Source organism: Treponema socranskii subsp. socranskii VPI DR56BR1116 = ATCC 35536, assembly GCF_000468115.1.
GTDB lineage: Bacteria > Spirochaetota > Spirochaetia > Treponematales > Treponemataceae > Treponema_D > Treponema_D socranskii.
The window spans coordinates 56,788-77,906 of the sequence record NZ_AVQI01000067.1 but is presented as its reverse complement, the minus strand read 5'-3'; the positions used below and the strand labels follow the sequence as shown (position 1 = coordinate 77,906).

The window sequence follows — 21,119 nt, the reverse complement described above, 5'->3', positions numbered from 1 at the left end:
CAGTTTTCGGACAGTCCGTATACGAAACCTTTTATTCGAATTTGACTTTTATAGTCGATCCGCTGGCGGTAATCGTGATCTTATACTTCGTGCCGATCGTCAATCCGCTAAGCACGATATTGTTTGCGCCTCCGACATCCGTAACGATCTCCGTGCCGGCTGTGATCGGCCCGCCGTTCGTCGCCCACGCCGTAGCTCCCCCTTCGTCGAGCAAAAGCTTAAACGACGTTTTACCGGCATGGTCGCCCCATGCATTCTCTTTTTCCGCCGAATGCGTAAACTCGTATGTCGCTTTTCCCGCTGCAAACGTAATCGGCACGCGCATTGTGCCCCACATATCCGTGCCCGCCGCATCTCCTGCCGTCGCGCCTCCGATGATATATGCAGGCGTAAGCGCTACCGGTAAATCGGGATCACCGGTCGTGCATCCCGTAAAAACAAGCGCCGCTATCGCTGCGGCGATAAGTGCCGCCATTGTCATTTTTTTCATCATTTTTCCTCCCGATTAGAGATCCCACACGAGACCTATGCGAATTGCCGTTTCGCCGTCATAGTCGCCTCGGCTGTCCGTATGGCGATACCACGTATAGCTGTCGGTATTGTATCGATACGCCGTCGGCCCGTCGTTGAATTCTTTGAACGGATCCATACCCGCCAATACGTAGCAATACGCGGTCGGCTTGTAAATGGCCGCAACGTTGAGCTTTTTCCGTGCGCCGATAAAGAACGCAAACGGGTTTATAATATCGTCGAAGTCTTTCGCACCTTCCGTTCGCACTCCGATACCGCAGCTTGCCACGATGTCGCGCAACATCGAAACATCCGCCGAAAGCGTATTGAATACGTATTCTCATCCGAGATTGTCGAACGCGTACGTTGCGGTCAGGCCTTTTACGACTGTCGTATCGAAGGTTTGATTATAACGCACACCCGCTTCCGCGACGATAAAGGCGCTCTTGTCTTTGCGCTTAAACTCGTCGTCGCTTTTCGTAACCGCATCGAATCTGATATAGCCGTCGACTTTTGCGGGGAAATCAAAGTACGGATTGAAGTCGTACGCTGCGTGCGGTTTTATTTTAATGAGAGCCGTATCTTTGTTGTTGAATTTCGTCGTTTCGTCGTAGTAATAATCCTTGTCTTTGTTGAGTACGGTCGTAAACTGCGCATCCAAGCCGACGGTAAGCGCGTTATCGAGCAGCATGACATCGGCGCCGCCGAAGATCACTTGAGTATTGCGGAAACCGAGCTGATCGGTGATATTGTTATGATCGTCCGCTCCTTGTTCGACATACATCATATTGGCCTGAATACCGCGGTGCCGATACCCGACCGTCGCTTTGACCGTATCCGAGCCGAATGAAACGTTCACGTTGGAAGCGGAATTATTGCCGAAGTTGTTATCGTTGTCGTCAACCAAACCGACATCGGATGACGCCGGAGCGTACAGCGTCTTCGTTCCGTCGCCGTTGTCGTACGAACCGTAACGGTTCCAAAGAGCGTTCGCTTTTACGGTGACGGGTCCGTAAATACCCTGATAGCCCAAGATGATGTCGTGTTCCATCACTTCTTTGAAAATTCTATCATAGGTTTTGCCGTATGCGCCGTTATATTGGAGATCGATATACTGCGGGAAATCGGCGATGTTAAAGCGCGCCCATCCGTAGGTGTACATACCGTACTGCGAACCTGCACGGTCTGCAGAGCGGTTCGGAGCGATGACGACATCGGCTTCCACGCCGGTATCTGCGAGCACTTTTGCAAACAGCGGTGCAAAATCGAATTGATTGAAACCGCCGACTTCATTGTAGCCCGCTTCCCATTCTTTATCGACCGTGTTCCAGTTTACGTTTTGGTGCGGAGAAAGCTTCGCATATTTATAGCCGGTCGTCCAGTTTACGTACGGCGTATCCAATCCCATTTTGAGGTGCCCGAGATAGGATTTCGCCTTATCCTGTCATCCGTAATAATAAATCGGATCGAAAATCGTGTCGACTAAAAGATTTTTCCAACCGTCGGCCCAATCCGTCTTACCGCGTTTATACAGATTGTCAAAACCTTTTTGTTCGGCGACCGCCACTTCGATGTACATAGGCAGACGCGGAAGCGCTTCGCCGCTTATTTTAAGATACGAATAGAGATTCAAACCGGCGCTGTCGAAGTCGCTTTTGGCGTCTTTCGTACCGTCGCCCCACTTCATCTGATAGCCGAGCATGCTCCATGTTGAAAATTTCAGATTACCGGCGCGTTTCGCACCTGCAGCGGCATTTTCCGATTTGCTTTGCGCCGCAACCAAAACGTCGACATCGACAAGACCGTTGTGTCCGCCGAAGCCGTCGTCCACTTTGTCCGGCTCGCGTAAGTCTTCCGTCCAGTTTCCGTCTGAAATAAATTTATATTTCATAACGGTTCCCGGCGGAACGATACGGACATATGTCCATCCCTTTTCACCTTTTGTCATCGGCAGAGCGCCGTTTTGCCAATCGGTAAAGTCTCCTGCGATGACAACCTCTTGTGCACGCGGATTTCCATAGAAGAACGTTACTTCTATATTTCCGTCGCCGAGTTTTTTTACCGATACGTCCGCCGATACATGAACGGCGAATATCAGTAAAACAGAGATGAAAACACAAAACTTTTTCATTAAAGCCTCCTTACTAAAGCCTTTTTTGTACTTTCAATAATTATCCTGCGATATTTTAAATCTGTCAACAAAATTTTTAAGTATTTTTTAAGTTTTTTTTCGCGGCTGCTAATAAAGCGGCAGTCGGGAAAGTTATGTGAGCATTACGACAAATCCGCCGGTATGCAATATACCGGATTCGTATGCGCCGCTCATCACCGGTTTTCCGCTTGCATCGGCGATACGGACGTCTTCGTTTCCGAAATTAAATACGATATCCGCCGTTTCCCCATCGGCAAATTTGCGTATATGCACAAGGCGGGAATCGGCTTTTGCCGCTCCTTCATATATAAAGCGCACGTCGGTGCTTCGAAGCGCGCGGTGCGTGCGGCGGAGCGCGATCAACTTTTTCGTAAAATCGATTTGCTCGTCGTACGTGCCGCTTTCGATTTCTTTCCACGGCATACACCGTCTATTGTCGGGATCGTGGGCGCCTTCGAGAAGCACTTCGGTGCCGTAATACAGACATACGCTGCCGGGCATCGCAAACAAAAACACAAGCTGCTGCAGCGTTTTATCGCGGTTTTTCGTCTTTGTAACGAGCCTTACGGTATCGTGGCTGTCCAATAAATTGAATTGTACGCGAGTCGTCTGGCTGTAATACATCGTAAAACAATAATTGATATTCCTCTCAAGCGTCCGCGTATCCGTTTCAGGCGAAGAGGCGAAATCGAAAACGGCATTCGAAAGCGGATAATTCATAACCGCATCGAATTCGTCGCCGCGCAGCCACGGCATCGAATTATGCCATATTTCCCCGACGATATAAAAATCGCTTTTCAGTTTACGCATACGCTCATGCAGCTCGCGGCAGAAAACGTGCGACAGTTCGTTTGCAACATCCATGCGAAGCGCATCGATATCGTATTCCTTCACCCACGTTTCGCACACATTCAGCAAATATTCCCGTACTTCGGGATTGTTCGTATTAAGCTTGGGCATGCCGTCCGCAAATGCAAACGTATAATAATCGCCGTGCCGCGCTTTGCCGCTGCCGGCGAAATCAAAATTATTGACGATATACCACGATGCGTATTTCGATTTGTCGCGGTTTTTAAGCACGTCTTGCCATGCAAAAAAATCCGTGCCCGTATGATTGAAAACGCCGTCGAGCATAACGCGGATGCCGCGTTTGTGCGCTTCCGATACGAGGCGCTTCATATCGTCATTCGTACCGAACGATTCGTCTATCCGCAGGTAATCGGTCGTATCGTATTTATGCTGCGACGGAGAGCGGTTGACGGGATTGAGATACAAACCGGTTATGCCGAGCCGCGCAAGGTAATCGAGCTTGTCGGTAATACCCTGCAGATTACCGCCGTATCGCTCTTCATTCGTTACCGTTTTGTCGGGAGGCGCCCATTTGCGATACGCATTTGTATCGGCTTTGCCGCCCCTGCAAAAGCGCGACGGAAAAATTTGGTACCACACCGTATTTTCCGGCCATACGGGAGGCGTACAGATATCGGCTTCGTTCATCCACGGAAATATAAACACGAAAGGAAAGGTTTGCTTTTTCAAATCCGCTTGCGTAAAAAAACCGTTTTCGACAAAGCACAGCGTTTGCTCGCCGTCGTCGAGTTCAAAATAATATTGACATCGTTTGAATTCGGGCTTTACCGCGAGAGACCACCACAGGTGATCGGGCAGCTCACGTACGTCCGTCATTTCCGTACGTTTTCCGATCCAATTCCACGCACCTCCCATGAGGCCGCGGTCAAACGGATCGCCCCAAACAAGCGTTACGCGCCGAATATCTTTTCCGGTGCATATGTGTATCGAAAGCGTATCTTTATCAAGCGGATAACAGTAATTGTCAAACGAACGATGTTCAACTGCGGCAAAGTTCATGATCGCCTCTGTAAAAATTGCGTGCCGTTCAGGCGCCGAACAAAAATGCGAGCGTCTGTGCGTCGGAAACGATATTGTCGAGGATGCAGTATTCGTCGGGCTGATGCGCCATGTCGTCTAGCGTGCTCCATACGGCGGCGTTGTAGCCGAGCTCCCGAAGCGGAGCTGCGACGGTACCGCCTCCGATGCCGATCGTCCGAGCGGTTTTTCCGTGCACCGCTTTGAGCGCTTCGGAAAGCTTTTGCACGACGGGAGCGTCGACGGGAGTTGCCGGCGATTCGCCTGCCTGCGGCATCGTATATTCGATTTTTACGCCGTATTTTTTTTCTATCGCTTTGCAGCGCTTATCGACTTCAGCGTACACTTCTTTGAGCGTATAGCACGGGATGATCCTGCAGTCCATGCAGAACACGTCTTCTCCCGGAATGATATTGATGCCGGCTACGTTTTGCATTCGCATCGTCGGCTCAAAAGTCGAACAGTCGGGCGTAAAAAGCGGATCGCGCTTGTCGAACACGTCTTTCATATCGTGGAGCGAAAGCGCAAGGGCATCGGAGGCAAGGCAGGCGTTGCATCCGGTGTCGGGACGCGAACCGTGCGTCTGTTTACCCGTTACGCGGAAGCGGAGCCATAAAATATTTTTTTCGGCGACTTCGATCGTTTCTCCCTTTGCGTCTCCGCCGTCGGGAATGACGATGATGTCTTCTTTGCGGAAAAGCTTGTGCGCTTTTAATAAATATTTTATGCCGTATTCGCTGCCCACTTCTTCGTCGGCCATAAATAAAAGTTTGACCGTGTGTTCGGGGACGATGCCGCACTTCATATACGCGAGGGCGGCAAAGACGCCGGACGTGAGCCCCTGCTGATTGTCTTCGACGCCGCGCCCGTAGAGCTTGCCGTCTTTTTCGACGACTTTCCACGGATCGGAATGCCACAGCGATTTTTCACCGACGGGTACGACATCCAAGTGCGCCATAACCCACACCGAAAAATCGTCCGATTTGCCGGGAAGGGTCACGACGGCGTTCGGACGTATGCCGCTTGCAACGCGCGGATCGGGCGCGTCGTAGCGTTCGATATTCGTAAAACCCTGTTCGCGGAGCCACGCGATAAGCGCTTCGCATTTTTCGATTTCACCCTGCCCGCCGTTTTCCGGAGCGAGGGCGGGATGGCTCGTCAAAAGCGTTTCGAGCGCGACGATATCGCGTTTCGAAGATGCAATATAATCGAAGAGTTTTTGTTTCGTATCCTTATCCATTTTTTCACCTCACAGCGCAATACTATTGTGCATTGTATTTTTGATACGCGTTCCACGTCGTGCGGACGAGCGTATCCGTATCGGAATACTCCGCTTTCCAGCCGAGCTTTTCGTACGCATATTTGCTCGTCGCAACGAGGGACGCGGGATCTCCTGCGCGGCGCGCGACATAGTCGGCGGGGATCGGGCGGCCTGTGATGCGCCGCGCGGCTTCGACCATTTCCGTCACCGTCGTACCTTTTTCGCTTCCGAGATTTACCGAAATACTTTCGTCGTGTTCTGCGATGTATTCGAGCGCTTTTACGTGAGCGGCGGCCAAATCGCTTACGTGCACGTAATCGCGGATACAGGTTCCGTCGCGCGTATCGTAATCGCTGCCGAATATTTTGAGCTTTTCGCGCATACCGCAGGCGACTTCCATGATCACCGGCAAAAGGTTTGCGGGATTTTGTTCGAGACCCGAGAGTTCTCCGTCGACGTCGTAGCCTGCGGCGTTAAAATAGCGGAGAGCTGCAAAGCGCAAGCCGCGCAGTTTTTCGTACCACGCCATAAACTCTTCGATCGAAAGCTTCGTATAGCCGTAATAATTTTCGGGATGCTTCGGATGGCTTTCATCTATCGGAAGATACTGCGGCTCTCCGAATACGGCCGCGGACGACGAAAACACCATGCGCTTACAGCCGTGAGAGACGGCTGCGTTTAAGATATTGAGCGTACCGTTGATATTGTTAATAGAATATTTTTCGGGAGCGATCATCGATTCGCCGGCCGCTTTAAAAGCCGCCAAGTGTATAAAGGCGTCAAAGCCTTTTGCAAAGGCCGCGTCCAAATCACCCGGGATCAAAATCGTTCCGTATATGAATTCGTTTTCTTTAAAAAGATTTTGGCGCAATCCGCTCGAAAGATTGTCGAAAACGGTTACGCGGTGATTTTGCTTCATCAATTCTTTAACGACGTGGCTGCCGATATACCCGGCGCCGCCGATTACCAATACGTTCATGTATGCCTCCGCTACGGCGGTCAGTATAGCGCATTTTCACCGTCTCTGCCATAGTTGCAATTAATCAACATCGATGCCCTGTAATTGATTTTACTGTTCCGTAATGCTAGTATTTCGATTCGGTACATCTATGAACGTCTTTCATATCATCGGACCCGTCATGATCGGACCGTCAAGTTCGCATACGGCGGGAGCGGTACGCATCGGGCGCGTCGCACATAAAATTCTCGAAGGTGCCGAACCGGCAAAAATCACCGTAGAACTTTCCGGATCCTTTGCGAAAACTTATGCGGGGCACGGCACGGACAGAGCGCTGCTCGCAGGGATCATGGGCTTTGACAGCGATTCCCCCGAAATCAGAGACGCATTTGCGATCGCCGAACGGAAACACATCCGCTACAAAATCGTTCCCGTCGATATACCCGACACGCATCCGAATACGGCTCGCCTTTCCATAACCGCAAAAGACGGAAAAAAAATTATCGTTGAGGGTTCGAGTATCGGCGGCGGTAATATCCGCATAACGCGGATAAACGATATGAAAGTCGATTTTTCAGGCGAAAACAATACGCTTTTGGTTTTGCATTACGACAAGCCGGGACTGGTCGCCGCCGTTACAAATCTCATGTTCGAAGAATACAAAACGATCAATATCGGAAACTTTAAACTGACGCGGTCTTTTAAAGGCGGGCCGGCACTCATGACGATTGAAGTGGACGGACAGATTCCGGACGGTCTTACGGAAGATATCAAACACATTCCGAATGTGATACACATTTTATTGATAAAGGCGATTTAAACTATGTTGGCATATACATCGATTGCAGAATTGACGGAAGCCGCACAGGCGCAAAACAAAACGATAAGCGAAATCGTCATCGCCGATCAGGCTGCGGACATGGAAAGCACTCCCGAAGCATTGTATGAAAAAATGGATCGAAGCTTTCAAGTGATGATCGAAGCCGTACAATACGGACAGAAAAAAAATCAAAAATCGATGTCGGGCTTGACCGGCGGCGAAGGCTATAAAATGCTGCACTATGCTGAAGTTTCAGGCGGCGGGCTGTGCGGTTCGTTTATAACGCGCGCGCTGAGCCGGGCTTTGGCGGTTTCCGGCTGCAACGCCTCTATGGGTAAAATCGTCGCGGCTCCCACTGCCGGCAGCTGCGGCATCCTTCCGGGCTGTTTGATTGCCATGTATGAAGATAAAAAAATCGAGCGCAGAGCGGCGGTCATGTTGATAAAGCCAGAGAATAGAATGTTAAATGACGGAGAAAAGGCGGGATTTTCCGGGAAAAAGCGGGAAATATCGGGAATATAGTGCAAGCGCGTTACAGTATATGTAATTATTTAGGGAGCCGAAAGGCTCTCTTTTTTTTACATCAGCGATTATATTAACAGCCGTTTCGAGAGTTTTACGGATGAAAGTCGGTAAGATAAGGAAACGGAGTTTAAGAATGCTGCGGATAAAAATAAATCGATACAAAACATCTTATGATTTTAAGGCCGACCCGAAAAAGCCGGACAGTTTTGAGAACAACTGGAAAAACAACAGTCTCGACGATTTTATCCTGACCGCAGACGATACGGAGCTTTTCCGTTGTCGCTGCCAAAGCGTTGCAAATTATTGTTTCGGGAAGATGAAGCCGGGCGACACAGTTCCGCACGGTGACAGCGTTGCCGCGGGAGATTTTACAGTACGGTGTTTTGTGCCGCCGCGCAGATTTCACGGACAAATCCATGCGATTACAAAAACGCGCGACATCGACGGGCAGGAAATAGACCGAAACGCGATGCAGACGACTAGAGGCGGCTATCAAAACGGCCGCTGGCTTATTCATGATCGTTTTTCGTTTGCACTCGGCGCCGATACCCGTTATGCGTGGAGCGCCGGTTGCTTTATCCTCTCGTCGAATGATTTGGCTGCGTTTAATCGCGTTTTAAAATCGTGCGGAGTAAAAGCCGGTGATGAAATACAGGGAACTTTGATAGAGGTGTAAGCATGGAAGAGAAGAAAGGAATCGATATGAAGACGGTGAGCAATGTGATGGCTGGCGTAGGCATCGCGATCGTTATCGGGTCGTTTGTCTTGAACGCCGTCGGCATATCACATATCGCGATGACGGACGCGCTCATGGCAGGCGGCTTTTGCAAGGCGGTTTTTTTGCCGGTTGATACGTCGATCTGGATAAACAATATATACAAGGGTAAAGCAGGTGTTGTGTAGCAAGCTGAAAAAAGTCGTACTTACCGTTTGGGCAATCCTCGCATCAGTGTGTGCCGTAGCGGGGTTTATTTTGCTGCGTAAACGGGATCGAAAAACGGTTGAGGAGAAAGCGCAAAATGCAAGGGATAAAACGAAAGAAGAAATCGAACAGACGTCCGGTGGCGATCTTGTTGATGCTGCTTGTAATGCAAATGAGCTACGCGGGGAACGGGAGTCGATCGCCGAACGGTTCAGAGCCGAAGTACGGAATCGACTTAACGAAAAGCTACACGGGAAAGGAAGTCCAAGCGCTCATTGATATCGTCGTTGAAGAGTCTGAGAAAAGCATAGACGAGGCATATAACGCAGGGTACAAGCAAGGGGTACTCGCTTATAAACCGGATGCCGAATACTGGAAGGTAAAGGCGCAGGGCTTTGAAAAGGAGCTGCGCAATCAAACGATAAAAAATTGGATGTTTTGCTTGAGCGGGGTCAGTATAGGATTTTTAGGAGGAATCGGTTTAGGCATCGGGCTACGCTTGAGCTATTAAACTGCAGCAACTATGGAGATAGCGAAATTTGTTCTTTATTCGATCGGATCGTTTGTGTCGGTATTTACGCTTTCTTTCAGTATTTTTCAATATTGGAAAAAGAAGCAGGAGGATAAATACAATGATTTCAAAACCGAAACGAAAGGAAGTTTACAGAGGGAAAGCGAAGCACGGCAAAGGGATGTAAACAAATTGGAAAAGAGGATTGAAAACCTCGAAAACACATTTGTACAGTCAGTCGAACATCGGATGAGCAATATCGAAGGCGAGCTGAAAAGTATGCGTCCGATTTTGCAGTCCATACAAAATTGGTTTATCAATAAAACACCGCGAGGGTGACGGAAATGGAAAATATATTTTTGCCGAATCAAAGAATACTCATCCTGCAAGGGCTCGAAAAGGATGCCGGCAGAACGCTGTCGAATGAAATGCTCCAACGGCTTTTAAAAAGCTACGGGCATACGGTAAGCCTCGCAGATGTGAATGCGCTCGTGAACTGGCTTGAACGCCGCGGCTATGTTCGCACGGAACGGCTCGCAGATAAAGCGTTGGTGTTGGCAAAACTTACCCGTCCGGGCTTGGATGTTGCGCTCGGGCTTTTACGCGCCGACGGTATCGATCCGCCGTTCGAGGAGTAACGCATGGGACAGAAAAGCGCCGTCGATCGGCTGCCGGAAGATTTACGGAAAAAGCTCATCGAATTACTCAACCGCCCCGATGTCACGCAGCTTGAAATAGTGGACGCTATAAATGCGGAAGCGGGAGAGCCGCTCATCTCGAAAAGCAGCTTGAACCGCTATGCCGTCAGAATGAAAAAGTTTGCCGAAAAGAATCGGCAGGCACGTGAGGTTGCGGAAGCGTATCTTGAAAAATACGGCAGCGATACGCGGAACCGGCTCGGCAAAGTGGTAAACGAACAAGTACGGCTTGTCGCTTTTGACCTTATTTCCGAGTTGGAGGAATTAAAGGAAGAATCGGAAGTTGATCCCAAATTGATGACGGAAGTCATCTTCAAGGTTGCGCGGGGATTAAAAGATTTGGAGCAGGCGGAAAAGCTGAATGCCGAACGGGAAGATGAAATTCGAAAAGCAGTCCTTGCCGAAGCTGCCGCAAAAATCGATGCGGTCTGCAAAGAGCAAGGGGTCAGCACAAAAAAGAAAGAAATCATAATGCGGGAATTATTCGGGATTTCACAATGACCATAGCTGAAGCCTTAAACAAAGATATATTGCTCGATTATCAAAAAAAATGGCTGTTGAACGAAGCGAAGGTTAAGGTATGGGAAAAAAGTCGGCGTATCGGAGCAAGCTATGTCGAGGCGCTGTGCTCCGTGCTGCTTGCCTCGCTCTCCCGCAGTGCCGGCGGCATGAACTGCTATTATCTTTCGTACGCGAAAGAGATGACACAGCAATTTATCAACGATGCCGCTTTTTGGGCGAAGCTTTTAAACATCGCATACAGCGATCTGGGTGAGACGGTCATCAAAGACGAGGATAAAGACATTACGGTCTATAAAATCCGCTTCGATTCTGGCTTTGAAATTTGGGGATTACCGAGTGTTGCGCGATCGCTGCGCTCAAAGCAAGGGCATGTGATAATCGATGAGGCGGCGTTTTGCGACGACTTGCCGGAGCTGCTTAAGGCGGCTTTGGCGCTTTTGATGTGGGGCGGATCAGTCGCAATATTGAGTACACATAACGGCGAAGATAATCCGTTTAACGATTTGATAAAAGAAATTCACGAGGGAAAAAAAGATTACTCGTTGACGCGGACGACCATAACCGACGCATTGAACGACGGTTTGTATAAACGCATTTGCGAGGTAAAGGGCGAAGAATGGAGCAAGGAAAAAGAAGCGGCGTGGCTCGATGCTCTCATTAAAGATTACGGGGACGGGGCTGACGAAGAGCTTTTTTGTGTGCCTCGCGCAAGCGGTACGCAATATTTTCCGCGCGCTCTTATCGACAGCGTAAAAGAGGATGTACCGGTCTTCCGTTTTGTCGAAAGCGATGCGTTTACTTTTGAAAGCGATTGGAAGCGCGAGCGGAAAATCAACGTGTGGTTTAAGGAAATAAAACCGGTGCTGAACAATACGGATAATCCCGTCGTTATGGGCGAAGACTTTGCGCGATCGGGAGACTTGACCGTTATTTGGCTCGACGAGATCGTCGCCGAAGGAAAGACAAAAACGCTCTGCGTTATCGAACTGCGCAACATACCGTTTGCCCAGCAATGGCAGCTGATAAAGCTCATCGGAAACGGATTAAAAGATTTTGAAGGAGCCGCTTTTGACTCCAGAGGCAACGGGCAGATGATCGCCGAATATGCCGCGCAGGAATGGCCGGGCTATGTGTATCAGGTGATGTTGAGCCGTAAGTGGTACGCTGAAAACTTTCCGCATCTTAAAAGCGCGCTTGAAGATAAAAACACAACCGTGTCGAACGACATGTTTATCCGAGACGATTTTAAGGTCGTCAAGGTGGTACAGGGAGTACCGCTCATCACCGAACGCACTGGAGGCGGGAGAACGAAGCGGCACGGAGACGCCTGCATTGCCAAAGTAATGGCAAAGTATGCGGAACTGCAGAGCTACGAAGCGAACTATCAGCCGTATGCCTACGAAGCGGTAAAGACAACGGCAAAAATTGGCGCTAAAGGAGTTGACCCATGGAACGGTTGGGACGATTAAAAGAAGCGGATACAACGAAAAAAGAACAGATACATAAAAAAGAGCTTACCGAACAGCGTGCGACACCCGTGGCGAACTCAAACCGCGATCTATGGTCAGGAGGCCTTGTCGCGGGTCTTACTCCGGAGCGGCTTGCCGTCATTTTGAATCGGGTACGGCGCGGAGAGGTACCCGCCGAGTATTTGGAGATCGCCGGAGAGCTTGAAGAGCGGGACGCGCATTATCGCTCGGTTCTCTCGACGCGTAAGCACGCGGTCGAAGGACTGGAGCTGTATGTACAGGCAGGAGGCGACGATAAAGAAGCGCTTGTCATTGCGGAAGCGGTAAATGAAGATATCATCAGCCATGCCGACAGCATGGATTTGATAAAGAATGCGCTCGACGCATTAGGCAAGGGATTTTCCGTCAATGAAATCATCTGGAATACCGGAAGCGCGCGCTGGAAACCCGAAACGTTTATCTATCGCGATCCGCGCTGGTTTGCTTACGACAAGACAACGGGTGTGCTCTCGCTCCGCGATGTGTACGGGATGGAGCTGCACCCGCTAGAGCCGTACAAGTTTATCATACACGAGCCGAACCTGTTGAGCGGCAAGCAGATAACGAGCGGTTTGAGTTTTACCGCGCTTTTTTATTGGCTCGTAAAAACCTACGACGTAACAAGCTGGGCGGCGTTTGCCGATCGCTTCGGCTATCCGGTCAGGCTCGGAAAGTACGGCAGGAAGGCTACAAAAGAGGATATTGCCACTTTGAAGCGGGCGGTTGCCGCAATCGGAAGCGACGTCGGTGCGGTGATCCCCGATGCTATGGCGATCGATATCATCGAAAGCAAGACGACCGCGGGGAACTCCGAAGTTTACGAAAAGATTGCCGAATGGGCAGACAAACAGCTGTCGAAGCTCGTACTGGGGCAGACGGCAAGTGCCGAAGGAACTCCCGGAAAACTCGGTGACAGCCAAGACCAGCAGGCGGTCAGGCAGGACATACTCAAAGCCGATGTACGTCAGCTTGAACAGACGTTGAACCGCGACCTTGTTATTCCGTATGTGAATTTCAATTTCGGGAAACAGGAGCGATATCCGAAGCTGCGGATAAAATACGTTGAGCCGAAAAACGTGCAGCTCATCGTCGATTCGGTTACAAAACTTGTTCCGCTGGGCTTTAATGTAAAAGCGCAGGAGATGCACGCACTTTTGGGATTGTCGTCGCCCGAAAAAGACGATGAGGTATTAACCGCGCCTGCCGCATACGAGCCGATGATGAACGCTCAAACATCCGAACTCGTTGCACTCAATGCAAGCGAAGTTGCACAAGATGAAAGCGGCCAAACCGTTGACGACTATACGGGCGACGGCTTTATCGAAATAACGGACGACATTGCGGCGGTCATCGAAAAGGCTGCGGATAAAGCGACAGATTTTAAGAGTTTTGAAGCTCAGCTTGAAAAGCTCGTGAGCGGCTGGGATGCTGAAAAAATCGCCCGCACGATGGCGATCGCATTTTTTAAGGCACGAGCAGAGGGTGATGCGAACTTTGACAATGGAGAATAATTTTATGGAAATAACTGAAAATATCAATTTATTACACGGCGATTGTATCGACCTTTTGCCTAAAATTCCTGCTGAAAGTATCGATGCCGTCATCACCGATCCGCCGTATTTTTTAGGCATGACGCATAACGGACAAAAAGGTTGTTTTAATGACCTTGCCATTTGTAAACCGTTTTATGAAAAACTCTTTACGGCATACAAGCGGGTGTTAAAGCCTGACGGCTGTGTTTATTTTTTTTGCGACTGGCGTAGCTATGCGTTTTACTACCCGATTATGTACGGCATATTAGGTGTTAAAAATATGCTTGTATGGGACAAACAAGCCGGTCCTGGTAACTTTTATACCTATCAACACGAACTCGTTATTTTTACCACAAAGCGGAATGCTTTTAATGTAAAAGGAACATATAGCATTATATCCGGCATTCGGTCTTTTGTCTCCGGCGCACGAAAAACAAACGGCGAGAAGGTTCACCCGACACAAAAGCCGGTAGAGCTTATCGAAAAATTCATCAAAGACAGTACGGACGAAGGCGGTACCGTACTTGACACCTTTATGGGCTCCGGCACGACCGGTGTCGCTTGTATCAATACCGGCCGCAAGTTTATCGGTATGGAGCTGGATGACAATTATTTTAGCATCGCTAAAACGAGGATTGAAAACGCGATAAGAGAAAAAGAACGAAGCCTTTTCAGTGAGCAAGGAGCGGCGGCAAATGCCTGAAAAGTTTATCCCGAAAGAAGCGCTCGATTATATCAAAAATAAAAATCTCAAAGTCGGTTTTTCGTACAAGGATGTGTGGAACGAAGAACATGCGACGGCGTTTACCGTCGCGAAAGCGATGCAGATCGATGTTTTAAGCGATATGAAAAAGGCGGTTGAAAAGGCGATAGAGGACGGGCAGAGCTTTGAGAGTTTTAAGAAGAACATAAGGCCGACACTCCAGCAAAAGGGATGGTGGGGCAAAAAGCAAATGACCGATCCGCTGACCGGACGCGAGGTGGACGCGCAACTCGGAAGTGACCGGCGGCTCCGGACGATTTACAATGTGAATTTGCGGAGCGCGTATCAAAAGGGACAGTACGAGCGCACGATGGCAAGCGACATGCATCCGTATTTAATGTACCGGGTCGGCAACAGCCAAAAGCACCGCGAGCAGCACCTCGCATGGGACGGGCTTATCCTGCCGAAAGACGATCCGTTTTGGAACAATCATTTTCCGCCGAATGGGTACGGGTGCAAGTGCTACACGCGGGCGGTAACGGAAGCGCGAAAACAACGATATGAAAACGAAGGCATAAAAGTGCCGCCTGCCGCCGACGGTTCGGGCGGCGGGACGCTTCGCATAAAAACAAAAGCGCCTCCGGACAAGTATCGCAACTATTTTAACGAGCGAAAAGGAACGCTTGAAAGATTACCGCAAGGCATCACGCCGGGGTTTAACTGGAATCAGGGGCAAACGGGACGGACGATCCCGGTGCTGCAGGAGTGTTTGAAAAAGGCACAACAGGAGATGCCGCAAGAGATCGATGCCGTTATTAAAACGCTGCAGAACTCGACAATTTATCGGGATGAGCTTTCGGCCTTTGTCGATGAGGCGTATAAAAATAAAGAGATAAATCGCGTGAACACCCGCAACACGACGCCGGTCGGCTTTTTCGATAAAAAAATCATCGATTTTTTGCACACGCAAGGGATCGATGCCGATGCACGAAATATCATTGTGCTCGAGCAATATCTCATTACGAGTGATAAATACTTAAAGCGCCACACTGCCGCCGGCAACGCACCGACACGGCAAGACTGGAAAAACCTGTTTGATTACCTTGCCGACGCGGATGTCTATTGGAACGGCGAAAAAAAGAATTCTTTGCTTTTCCTAAAGAAATTGACTGAAATGAAATATCTGAAAATTGCCGTTGATGTATCTGCGACGGAAAAATATTTAAAACTGCCAAAAATAGATACGATGTTTTATATGGATATTTCTACGGAAAGCGAATCCGGCATTGAAGCATACCGCAAGATAATAAAACTAAAAAAAATAAGATAGGAATCCGGCAGCCTACATCCCCGTTCCGTTACCGCCGGGGGAGTTTCCCTTGTGGGGTCTGTCCCTGGTCGCTGAGGTCATAAAGACACACACGACGCACTCTTACCGTATCCTATCTCGCCTTTACTCTAACTCCAAATAACACAAATGTCAAGTTTTATTAACAGCCGTTACAGCACACGGCAAGCGCAATCTTATTAAAATACTCATAACCTCGATCGACAACATCGATCCAATCGGATGTCCCGCCGGCGGACTCGTGCCGGCACATTTTTTCAAGGAAGGTAAACATGAAAAAATTCTTTTTAATTCTTGCGCTCGCCCTCATCGCAGGAGGCGCGGTTTGCATGAGTTACAGCACGTACTGGGTGTTCGACGTGATCGGCGGTATCGTGCTGATTGTCGGATGTGCGCTTGCGACGGTTTACGCAATTAAAACCGTCAAGAAAAAACCGACGCTTATCGCGCTTTTATGCGCGCTATATACGGCCGTCGTGCTACTGCTTATTGCAGGGGCGGTTACTTTTTCAGGGACGATATTATTGGCAATTCTCGGGTCGGCAGCTCTAATACTCTTCGGCTTTCCGCTCGCACGTTTTAACCTTTGACAACGCTATCGACAGGCGGCGGGACAGTAAATCTCATCCCGCCGCATCTATGATTTTAAAAAGGACAGCATACGTGAAACTGTATATATCCGGTCCGATTACGGGCATAGAAAATTATGAAAAAAACTTCCTCGCCGCCGAGCGTGCACTCCGCCTGCGCGGATACATCGTCGTAAACCCGTGCAAAATACGGCATCACGGAACGACGTGGGAAGATTATATGAAAAAGGATATAGCCGCACTGCTCGCGTGCGACGGGGTGGCGACGCTTCCCAACTGGACAAATTCGCGCGGCGCGAATTTGGAAATACGTATCGCGCAGGCTTTGGGTATGCCCGTTAAGCGTTTTACACGGTGGATCAATGAAACACATTGAAATCGTAATGCGGACATTTTGTTTTTGTTTCGGAGTGCTGCTCGCGCTTTCTATACAGGTAAAAATACGTGCAAAAAATGCGACAGAAGTTTTTGCCAATGCGTTGTTCGCCTTCATCTATATCGGCGCAACGGTTATATTGCTTGTTCTGCCGTGGGCGCTACCGTTGAGGAATTAAAAGAGAGAAAATAATATGGCTCGTAAATGTGCAGTGTGCGGTAAGTGCAAAACTTCTGGATGCGTGATAGCGCCGGATGAGAAATTGCCTGAAGTGAAAAAAGAAGTTTTCGTATGCAGTCAAAAATGTGCAGATACTTTTTTTCGACAAATTAAATCGAGCAGAAAAAAGGCTTTGCGAAAAACACTTGAACAAAAAACAGAAAATGCAACCGGCGGCGATTATATGGATATGTGGGTTACACTAACCCCGAAAGAACAAAAACAACTTGCTATGATCGGCTTCGGTTATCTGAGGACACTCTCCGATAAAACACCGGCAGGGTTTTATAAAGAATTACAGCGAAGTCAAAACAGGTAAAATCTCTGTTGTAAATAAGCTATGATTATATTACCCATCAAAAAGAAATGGTTTGATATGATACGGTCGGGAGAAAAACGCGAAGAATATAGAGAAATCAAACCGTATTATACAAGCAGGTTTTCTCCGTTTTTGAAAACAATTGCACCGATTCATGTACGGCTTAGAAACGGTTATCGGAAACAAAGCCCTCATATCGATATTTTATGTTGGCTCAGCATCGGAGAAGGACTTGAAAGATGGGGTGCAAAAACAGGGATACGATATTTTATTTTGCACATTGAAAAAGTATATTAAGGCTGGACTATTTGCCCGTACTTTCTATAAGATTTCCAATCTTTATATTGCTTCTTTTAATCTTTTTCTAATCGGGTTTTCGCGAACAAATTTATTTTTATTTACATCAAAATAATCCAGTGCGGTTCTTCCTGTTACATCTTCCAATGTTGAATTCGCTTTATAATCAAGGAGCAATTGTATTGTGTCAATATAACGGTTCTGTTTACAGGCATACATTAAAGCAGTCATTCCTTTCTGGTTTTGCAGATTTACTTTTGCGCCTAATTTTATTAGCGTTTCTGCCGTATTATGTTCTGATGCAGGAGTGTCAATCGATTTCATCAACGGCGTATCACCGTCTTTTGTTTGTGCATTTATATCGGCTCCAGCTTGTACCAACAGTTTTATAACATCTGGCTCTTGTCTATTTGCTGCAAAGTGCAGAGCTGTTTGTCCATTTTTTTCTTTTGCTTGTATATCAGCTCTCTCTCGTATAAGAAATTCAATAATTGGCGCATTACCGCTATGATCAGCCGCAAGCATCATTATTGTATATCCGTTATGATCTATAGCCGCTATATCAGCCCCGTGTTTCACAAGAAGTTTTATAGTTTCTAAAGAGGCATCATCCATATCAACAGCTCGTAACAGAGGTGGCAAGGAACTTACGGAATCAATTTTCGGATTTATGTTCGCACCTTGGTCGATTAAATACTGTAATATTTCAACGCCACAACGACACCTGATAGCATATTCAAGGGGGAAGCATCCAGCATAATCCTGCTTATTGACATCGGTGCCTTGGACAACAAGTTCTTTTATCTCTTCTAATGATTTTCGTTCCAACGCGGTAAAAAAAGGATCTTCCCACGACTGAGCAAAGACAGCTATAGAAACAAAAAATAATACACACACAATTTTATATTTCATGATAAAATATCCTTAATTACATTTTTTTAATAAAAATGGCTGTGTATCCAGCCGATGACTTTACCGTGTATTCTAAGCAACGATTCCGCCTGTTCGTAGGAAAGTTCTTCCGGTTTCGGATAACGCCGCGCGTTTTCGCTTGAAATAATAATTTTCTTTTCTATGACACGGTTTTCCAACCGTTTGATGCGTGTTAGTCCATTAACGGTTATGACATATATACCGTCACCTTCAAGTTGTGTTGTATCAAAAATCGCATAGTCACCGTCATATAGGCCGACATCGGTCATACTGTCGCCTTTAACTCGTAACATTCCGCATTTACGCGGATCGGCTCCACGCAGTAAATCAGTGATAACAGGTATATACGATTTTACCGTACCGAGCTGTGTCGGTTCCTCACCCGTTCCCGCCGCGGCCTTTTGACTATAGAGCGGCAAGAGTACAAGCGCGGCAGTATCTGCTTTATTGGTGGGTATCGGCAAGGGAATTGATTTATTGTACTTAAAAATCGTGTATTGATCAGATTTGAAATCACTGATTATCTTTTCTGCTGTCGCTAAATCCGTATCTGCAGGCAGGTTTGCCAATAGGTCAAGGCGATCGCTTGCTTCTTCAAGCGTCAATCCCGCATCTTCGGCGGCATTTTCAAAAGGTGATTTAAACGGTTTAAAACCTATTTTTTCAAGTTCTATAAGCACACCCAATGTCGGGGTGGAACGTCCTCGTTCATATCCTGACCATGTCGTTTGCGGTATTTTCAATTTTTCGGCCATTTCGGTCTGCGAAAAACCTTTGCTTACCCGAAAAACCTTTAATTTTTGTGCTAAATCTTCCAAAAATAACCTCTTTTAATACAAATCCGCTTGACATTTAGCCGATATGTATTATAATAATACATATCGGCTGGAACATTGGTTAACCTAAGCCGGTAAAAAAAAGAAAAGCGAAAAACGCTTCATATTTTCCGCTTTTCCCAAAAAACAAGCCTGTGATCAGGCAAGGACGGTATCTATGATACAGCAAAAAGTGAAATTTCACAAGCCGAAAAATCGAACTCTCGGTCACATTTACGGCGGGTGGATCAAGTATCAGCTCGCGCTCATCAACGTATCGCAAACGGACATCGCTGAGAAATTCGGAGTCCGCGATACATCGGTGTGGGCGGTTATTCACGGACGGCGCACATCGGCGCGCATTCAACAGGCGATCGCCGAAGCGCTCGGGCTTCCCGATTGGCAGACGGTACTCGCGGCTGCAAAGCGGGCGGCAAAGGAGAATGTCGTATGAAAGTAAAAAATCAAAAAAGGATCAGAGATGAATATATGACGTGCGGTATTTGTCTTGCGCTTGCAGAGATAGCTTCCGGAGCGGAAATCGTTGAAGTGCTTGGAAACGCAGGTATTACAAAAGAGTTTGCTGAGAGCTGCGGAGTGGATGATTACGATATGGAACGGCTTGAGGATGCTTTTCAAGAGTTGCACGAAAGAGAAACAGGAGGAAAAGAATGAGTAAACAATTTATGGAAGATGCGCAGGGACGGCAGGTACCGGTATCGATGATTAAAAAATTCGATCTTAAACGGAACGATTTGGTGTGTTCGATCATGGAACGGACATTTGCAGAGCGCGAGCGGCTCGCCGAGTTCAAGCGGCAGGTATGGGAGGAGATTCAAGCGTTTGTCGATGAGAGCGCAAAGGACAGCGGCGCGAAAAAGCTCGGCGGAAAAAAAGGCAACATCACGCTCACGAGTTTTGACGGGCGCTACAAGCTCATCGTGGCGGTCAACGACGGCATTCTGTTCAACGAAAAGCTCCAGATCGCAAAGCAACTCATCGACGAATGTATCGGTAAGTGGAGCAAGAACGCACGTCCGGAGCTGAAAGTGCTTGTCGACGACGCGTTTAACGTCGGTAAAAACGGACTCGTCAGTACCGGCAAAGTGCTCGGCTTGCGCCGGCTCAACATCACGGACGCAACATGGCGGCGCGCGATGGACGCGATCACCGAGAGCATACAGGTGGTCAGCTCGAAAACGTATATGCGCTTTTACGAGCGGCAGGAAGACGAAAGCTACAAGCAGATACCGCTCGACGTGGCAAGTCTGTAAGGGGGCGCACAATGGGATGTATCTATCGGGTGGGATTACGGATAAAGAACATCGGCGAGCGCATACACAGCGCGGGGTTACAGCGACTGGGGATTGCGATAATGGACTGCGCGTTAACAATGAGAGGGCGATGATGGAAAAATTATCAAGTCAAGAGCGGATATTGGAAGAGATAAAGATGCTGTTTGAAAATCACACAACAGGACTTACCAACAAAGAATTAGCTGAAAGAATCGGAACGTCGGAATCGAATGTTTGTCGTGATTTAGCCATATTCGGAAAATACAAGTGGATCAGCCGCGGTGAAAAAGGTCGCTGGCGACTCTCGGCAGAATTTGGCGGAATTGCAGGACAGATAATGAAATCCTACAAAACAGCTCGTCTCGAACTTTCAAGAGACGAAGAACGGTACATTACGGCAATGCAGTAATGTAGTTAA

The 21,119-nt window shown here is 48.2% G+C and carries 28 protein-coding genes; 19 read left to right on the top strand and 9 right to left on the bottom strand.

Annotation, left to right across the window (positions count from 1 at the left end):
- Positions 1 to 31 precede the first annotated feature (31 nt).
- The 7 genes from HMPREF0860_RS09065 to galE all read right to left on the bottom strand — a co-directional run bounded on the left by HMPREF0860_RS09065 (position 32) and on the right by galE (position 6,789).
- Positions 32 to 493: a hypothetical protein gene (locus HMPREF0860_RS09065; protein ID WP_021495699.1), complete on the bottom strand. Its 462-nt coding sequence runs from the start codon at positions 491 to 493 to the stop codon at positions 32 to 34.
- A 12-nt stretch (positions 494 to 505) separates the two neighbouring features.
- Positions 506 to 814, bottom strand: coding sequence for a hypothetical protein (locus HMPREF0860_RS09060; protein WP_021329216.1), 309 nt, complete (start codon positions 812 to 814; stop codon positions 506 to 508).
- A 36-nt stretch (positions 815 to 850) separates the two neighbouring features.
- Positions 851 to 1,918, bottom strand: coding sequence for a hypothetical protein (locus HMPREF0860_RS09055; RefSeq protein ID WP_021495702.1), 1,068 nt, complete (start codon positions 1,916 to 1,918; stop codon positions 851 to 853).
- A 36-nt stretch (positions 1,919 to 1,954) separates the two neighbouring features.
- Positions 1,955 to 2,641, bottom strand: a complete 687-nt coding sequence (locus tag HMPREF0860_RS09050) for a glycogen-binding domain-containing protein (protein ID WP_021495692.1) — start codon at positions 2,639 to 2,641, stop codon at positions 1,955 to 1,957.
- 132 nt (positions 2,642 to 2,773) lie between these two features.
- A complete protein-coding gene (locus HMPREF0860_RS09045; protein ID WP_021329123.1) occupies positions 2,774 to 4,531 on the bottom strand; it encodes a glycoside hydrolase family 13 protein in 1,758 nt (585 codons plus the stop codon).
- A 28-nt stretch (positions 4,532 to 4,559) separates the two neighbouring features.
- The gene (locus HMPREF0860_RS09040) at positions 4,560 to 5,789 is read right to left on the bottom strand and encodes a M20 family metallo-hydrolase (RefSeq protein WP_021329202.1); all 1,230 of its coding nucleotides are present in this window, start codon (positions 5,787 to 5,789) and stop codon (positions 4,560 to 4,562) included.
- 22 nt (positions 5,790 to 5,811) lie between these two features.
- Positions 5,812 to 6,789, bottom strand: coding sequence for a UDP-glucose 4-epimerase GalE (galE, locus tag HMPREF0860_RS09035; RefSeq protein ID WP_021329211.1), 978 nt, complete (start codon positions 6,787 to 6,789; stop codon positions 5,812 to 5,814).
- 130 nt (positions 6,790 to 6,919) lie between these two features.
- Between galE and sdaAB the strand changes: the two genes are divergently transcribed.
- The 15 genes from sdaAB to HMPREF0860_RS08955 all read left to right on the top strand — a co-directional run bounded on the left by sdaAB (position 6,920) and on the right by HMPREF0860_RS08955 (position 17,361).
- Positions 6,920 to 7,588, top strand: coding sequence for an L-serine ammonia-lyase, iron-sulfur-dependent subunit beta (sdaAB, locus tag HMPREF0860_RS09030; RefSeq protein WP_021329146.1), 669 nt, complete (start codon positions 6,920 to 6,922; stop codon positions 7,586 to 7,588).
- Between the two features lie 3 nt (positions 7,589 to 7,591).
- Positions 7,592 to 8,110 (top strand): L-serine ammonia-lyase, iron-sulfur-dependent, subunit alpha, encoded by a 519-nt coding sequence (locus HMPREF0860_RS09025; protein WP_021329148.1) that lies wholly within the window; start codon positions 7,592 to 7,594, stop codon positions 8,108 to 8,110.
- Positions 8,111 to 8,246: 136 nt separating this feature from the next.
- Positions 8,247 to 8,789 (top strand): hypothetical protein, encoded by a 543-nt coding sequence (locus HMPREF0860_RS09020; protein WP_021329108.1) that lies wholly within the window; start codon positions 8,247 to 8,249, stop codon positions 8,787 to 8,789.
- Positions 8,790 to 8,791: 2 nt separating this feature from the next.
- Positions 8,792 to 9,016 (top strand): hypothetical protein, encoded by a 225-nt coding sequence (locus HMPREF0860_RS09015; protein ID WP_021329151.1) that lies wholly within the window; start codon positions 8,792 to 8,794, stop codon positions 9,014 to 9,016.
- Positions 9,017 to 9,132: 116 nt separating this feature from the next.
- Entirely contained in the window at positions 9,133 to 9,546 is a 414-nt protein-coding gene (locus HMPREF0860_RS09010) for a hypothetical protein (RefSeq protein WP_038080183.1), read from the top strand.
- 12 nt (positions 9,547 to 9,558) lie between these two features.
- Positions 9,559 to 9,885, top strand: coding sequence for a hypothetical protein (locus HMPREF0860_RS09005; protein ID WP_021329158.1), 327 nt, complete (start codon positions 9,559 to 9,561; stop codon positions 9,883 to 9,885).
- Positions 9,886 to 9,890: 5 nt separating this feature from the next.
- Positions 9,891 to 10,184, top strand: a complete 294-nt coding sequence (locus HMPREF0860_RS09000; protein WP_021329181.1) for a VpaChn25_0724 family phage protein — start codon at positions 9,891 to 9,893, stop codon at positions 10,182 to 10,184.
- A 3-nt stretch (positions 10,185 to 10,187) separates the two neighbouring features.
- On the top strand, positions 10,188 to 10,745 hold the full coding sequence (locus HMPREF0860_RS08995; RefSeq protein ID WP_021329145.1) for a phage protein Gp27 family protein: 558 nt from the start codon (positions 10,188 to 10,190) through the stop codon (positions 10,743 to 10,745).
- A complete protein-coding gene (locus HMPREF0860_RS08990; protein ID WP_021329184.1) occupies positions 10,742 to 12,235 on the top strand; it encodes a Terminase-like family protein in 1,494 nt (497 codons plus the stop codon). Before HMPREF0860_RS08995 ends, HMPREF0860_RS08990 begins: the two co-directional genes overlap by 4 nt.
- Positions 12,214 to 13,785 carry a DUF935 domain-containing protein gene (locus HMPREF0860_RS08985; protein WP_021329105.1) on the top strand — a complete coding sequence of 524 codons (1,572 nt, stop codon included), beginning with the start codon at positions 12,214 to 12,216 and terminating at the stop codon, positions 13,783 to 13,785. The genes HMPREF0860_RS08990 and HMPREF0860_RS08985 overlap by 22 nt, the downstream gene beginning before the upstream one ends.
- A 4-nt stretch (positions 13,786 to 13,789) precedes the next feature.
- Positions 13,790 to 14,509 carry a DNA-methyltransferase gene (locus tag HMPREF0860_RS08980; RefSeq protein WP_021329097.1) on the top strand — a complete coding sequence of 240 codons (720 nt, stop codon included), beginning with the start codon at positions 13,790 to 13,792 and terminating at the stop codon, positions 14,507 to 14,509.
- Entirely contained in the window at positions 14,502 to 15,839 is a 1,338-nt protein-coding gene (locus HMPREF0860_RS08975; protein ID WP_021329136.1) for a phage head morphogenesis protein, read from the top strand. The genes HMPREF0860_RS08980 and HMPREF0860_RS08975 overlap by 8 nt, the downstream gene beginning before the upstream one ends.
- 290 nt (positions 15,840 to 16,129) lie before the next feature.
- Positions 16,130 to 16,447 carry a hypothetical protein gene (locus HMPREF0860_RS08970; protein ID WP_021329122.1) on the top strand — a complete coding sequence of 106 codons (318 nt, stop codon included), beginning with the start codon at positions 16,130 to 16,132 and terminating at the stop codon, positions 16,445 to 16,447.
- Between the two features lie 73 nt (positions 16,448 to 16,520).
- Positions 16,521 to 16,823 carry a DUF4406 domain-containing protein gene (locus HMPREF0860_RS08965; RefSeq protein WP_021329157.1) on the top strand — a complete coding sequence of 101 codons (303 nt, stop codon included), beginning with the start codon at positions 16,521 to 16,523 and terminating at the stop codon, positions 16,821 to 16,823.
- A gap of 193 nt (positions 16,824 to 17,016) precedes the next feature.
- Positions 17,017 to 17,361, top strand: coding sequence for a hypothetical protein (locus HMPREF0860_RS08955; RefSeq protein ID WP_038080186.1), 345 nt, complete (start codon positions 17,017 to 17,019; stop codon positions 17,359 to 17,361).
- A 339-nt stretch (positions 17,362 to 17,700) separates the two neighbouring features.
- Here HMPREF0860_RS08955 and HMPREF0860_RS14245 read toward each other — a convergent pair whose 3' ends face one another.
- Both HMPREF0860_RS14245 and HMPREF0860_RS08940 read right to left on the bottom strand, forming a co-directional pair.
- Positions 17,701 to 18,570, bottom strand: a complete 870-nt coding sequence (locus HMPREF0860_RS14245; RefSeq protein WP_021329209.1) for an ankyrin repeat domain-containing protein — start codon at positions 18,568 to 18,570, stop codon at positions 17,701 to 17,703.
- Positions 18,571 to 18,596: 26 nt separating this feature from the next.
- Positions 18,597 to 19,409 carry an XRE family transcriptional regulator gene (locus HMPREF0860_RS08940; protein WP_021329107.1) on the bottom strand — a complete coding sequence of 271 codons (813 nt, stop codon included), beginning with the start codon at positions 19,407 to 19,409 and terminating at the stop codon, positions 18,597 to 18,599.
- Positions 19,410 to 19,584: 175 nt separating this feature from the next.
- Between HMPREF0860_RS08940 and HMPREF0860_RS08935 the strand changes: the two genes are divergently transcribed.
- The 4 genes from HMPREF0860_RS08935 to HMPREF0860_RS08920 all read left to right on the top strand — a co-directional run bounded on the left by HMPREF0860_RS08935 (position 19,585) and on the right by HMPREF0860_RS08920 (position 21,110).
- Positions 19,585 to 19,860: a helix-turn-helix domain-containing protein gene (locus tag HMPREF0860_RS08935; protein ID WP_021329180.1), complete on the top strand. Its 276-nt coding sequence runs from the start codon at positions 19,585 to 19,587 to the stop codon at positions 19,858 to 19,860.
- Positions 19,857 to 20,081 carry a hypothetical protein gene (locus tag HMPREF0860_RS08930; protein WP_021329212.1) on the top strand — a complete coding sequence of 75 codons (225 nt, stop codon included), beginning with the start codon at positions 19,857 to 19,859 and terminating at the stop codon, positions 20,079 to 20,081. Before HMPREF0860_RS08935 ends, HMPREF0860_RS08930 begins: the two co-directional genes overlap by 4 nt.
- On the top strand, positions 20,078 to 20,680 hold the full coding sequence (locus HMPREF0860_RS08925) for a DUF3164 family protein (protein ID WP_021329172.1): 603 nt from the start codon (positions 20,078 to 20,080) through the stop codon (positions 20,678 to 20,680). Before HMPREF0860_RS08930 ends, HMPREF0860_RS08925 begins: the two co-directional genes overlap by 4 nt.
- A gap of 130 nt (positions 20,681 to 20,810) precedes the next feature.
- Positions 20,811 to 21,110: a LexA family transcriptional regulator gene (locus HMPREF0860_RS08920; protein WP_021495689.1), complete on the top strand. Its 300-nt coding sequence runs from the start codon at positions 20,811 to 20,813 to the stop codon at positions 21,108 to 21,110.
- Positions 21,111 to 21,119 lie beyond the last annotated feature (9 nt).

Excerpts from the sequence above, each read along its gene's own strand:
- HMPREF0860_RS09065 (WP_021495699.1), bottom strand. The coding sequence starts at position 493 with ATGATGAAAAAAATGACAATGGCGGCACTTATCGCCGCAGCGATAGCG.
- HMPREF0860_RS09060 (WP_021329216.1), bottom strand. The coding sequence starts at position 814 with ATGTTGCGCGACATCGTGGCAAGCTGCGGTATCGGAGTGCGAACGGAA.
- HMPREF0860_RS09055 (WP_021495702.1), bottom strand. The coding sequence starts at position 1,918 with ATGGGATTGGATACGCCGTACGTAAACTGGACGACCGGCTATAAATAT.
- HMPREF0860_RS09050 (WP_021495692.1), bottom strand. The coding sequence starts at position 2,641 with ATGAAAAAGTTTTGTGTTTTCATCTCTGTTTTACTGATATTCGCCGTT.
- HMPREF0860_RS09045 (WP_021329123.1), bottom strand. The coding sequence starts at position 4,531 with ATGAACTTTGCCGCAGTTGAACATCGTTCGTTTGACAATTACTGTTAT.
- HMPREF0860_RS09040 (WP_021329202.1), bottom strand. The coding sequence starts at position 5,789 with ATGGATAAGGATACGAAACAAAAACTCTTCGATTATATTGCATCTTCG.
- galE (WP_021329211.1), bottom strand. The coding sequence starts at position 6,789 with ATGAACGTATTGGTAATCGGCGGCGCCGGGTATATCGGCAGCCACGTC.
- sdaAB (WP_021329146.1), top strand. The coding sequence starts at position 6,920 with ATGAACGTCTTTCATATCATCGGACCCGTCATGATCGGACCGTCAAGT.
- HMPREF0860_RS09025 (WP_021329148.1), top strand. The coding sequence starts at position 7,592 with ATGTTGGCATATACATCGATTGCAGAATTGACGGAAGCCGCACAGGCG.
- HMPREF0860_RS09020 (WP_021329108.1), top strand. The coding sequence starts at position 8,247 with ATGCTGCGGATAAAAATAAATCGATACAAAACATCTTATGATTTTAAG.
- HMPREF0860_RS09015 (WP_021329151.1), top strand. The coding sequence starts at position 8,792 with ATGGAAGAGAAGAAAGGAATCGATATGAAGACGGTGAGCAATGTGATG.
- HMPREF0860_RS09010 (WP_038080183.1), top strand. The coding sequence starts at position 9,133 with ATGCAAGGGATAAAACGAAAGAAGAAATCGAACAGACGTCCGGTGGCG.
- HMPREF0860_RS09005 (WP_021329158.1), top strand. The coding sequence starts at position 9,559 with ATGGAGATAGCGAAATTTGTTCTTTATTCGATCGGATCGTTTGTGTCG.
- HMPREF0860_RS09000 (WP_021329181.1), top strand. The coding sequence starts at position 9,891 with ATGGAAAATATATTTTTGCCGAATCAAAGAATACTCATCCTGCAAGGG.
- HMPREF0860_RS08995 (WP_021329145.1), top strand. The coding sequence starts at position 10,188 with ATGGGACAGAAAAGCGCCGTCGATCGGCTGCCGGAAGATTTACGGAAA.
- HMPREF0860_RS08990 (WP_021329184.1), top strand. The coding sequence starts at position 10,742 with ATGACCATAGCTGAAGCCTTAAACAAAGATATATTGCTCGATTATCAA.
- HMPREF0860_RS08985 (WP_021329105.1), top strand. The coding sequence starts at position 12,214 with ATGGAACGGTTGGGACGATTAAAAGAAGCGGATACAACGAAAAAAGAA.
- HMPREF0860_RS08980 (WP_021329097.1), top strand. The coding sequence starts at position 13,790 with ATGGAAATAACTGAAAATATCAATTTATTACACGGCGATTGTATCGAC.
- HMPREF0860_RS08975 (WP_021329136.1), top strand. The coding sequence starts at position 14,502 with ATGCCTGAAAAGTTTATCCCGAAAGAAGCGCTCGATTATATCAAAAAT.
- HMPREF0860_RS08970 (WP_021329122.1), top strand. The coding sequence starts at position 16,130 with ATGAAAAAATTCTTTTTAATTCTTGCGCTCGCCCTCATCGCAGGAGGC.
- HMPREF0860_RS08955 (WP_038080186.1), top strand. The coding sequence starts at position 17,017 with ATGGCTCGTAAATGTGCAGTGTGCGGTAAGTGCAAAACTTCTGGATGC.
- HMPREF0860_RS14245 (WP_021329209.1), bottom strand. The coding sequence starts at position 18,570 with ATGAAATATAAAATTGTGTGTGTATTATTTTTTGTTTCTATAGCTGTC.
- HMPREF0860_RS08935 (WP_021329180.1), top strand. The coding sequence starts at position 19,585 with ATGATACAGCAAAAAGTGAAATTTCACAAGCCGAAAAATCGAACTCTC.
- HMPREF0860_RS08930 (WP_021329212.1), top strand. The coding sequence starts at position 19,857 with ATGAAAGTAAAAAATCAAAAAAGGATCAGAGATGAATATATGACGTGC.
- HMPREF0860_RS08925 (WP_021329172.1), top strand. The coding sequence starts at position 20,078 with ATGAGTAAACAATTTATGGAAGATGCGCAGGGACGGCAGGTACCGGTA.
- HMPREF0860_RS08920 (WP_021495689.1), top strand. The coding sequence starts at position 20,811 with ATGATGGAAAAATTATCAAGTCAAGAGCGGATATTGGAAGAGATAAAG.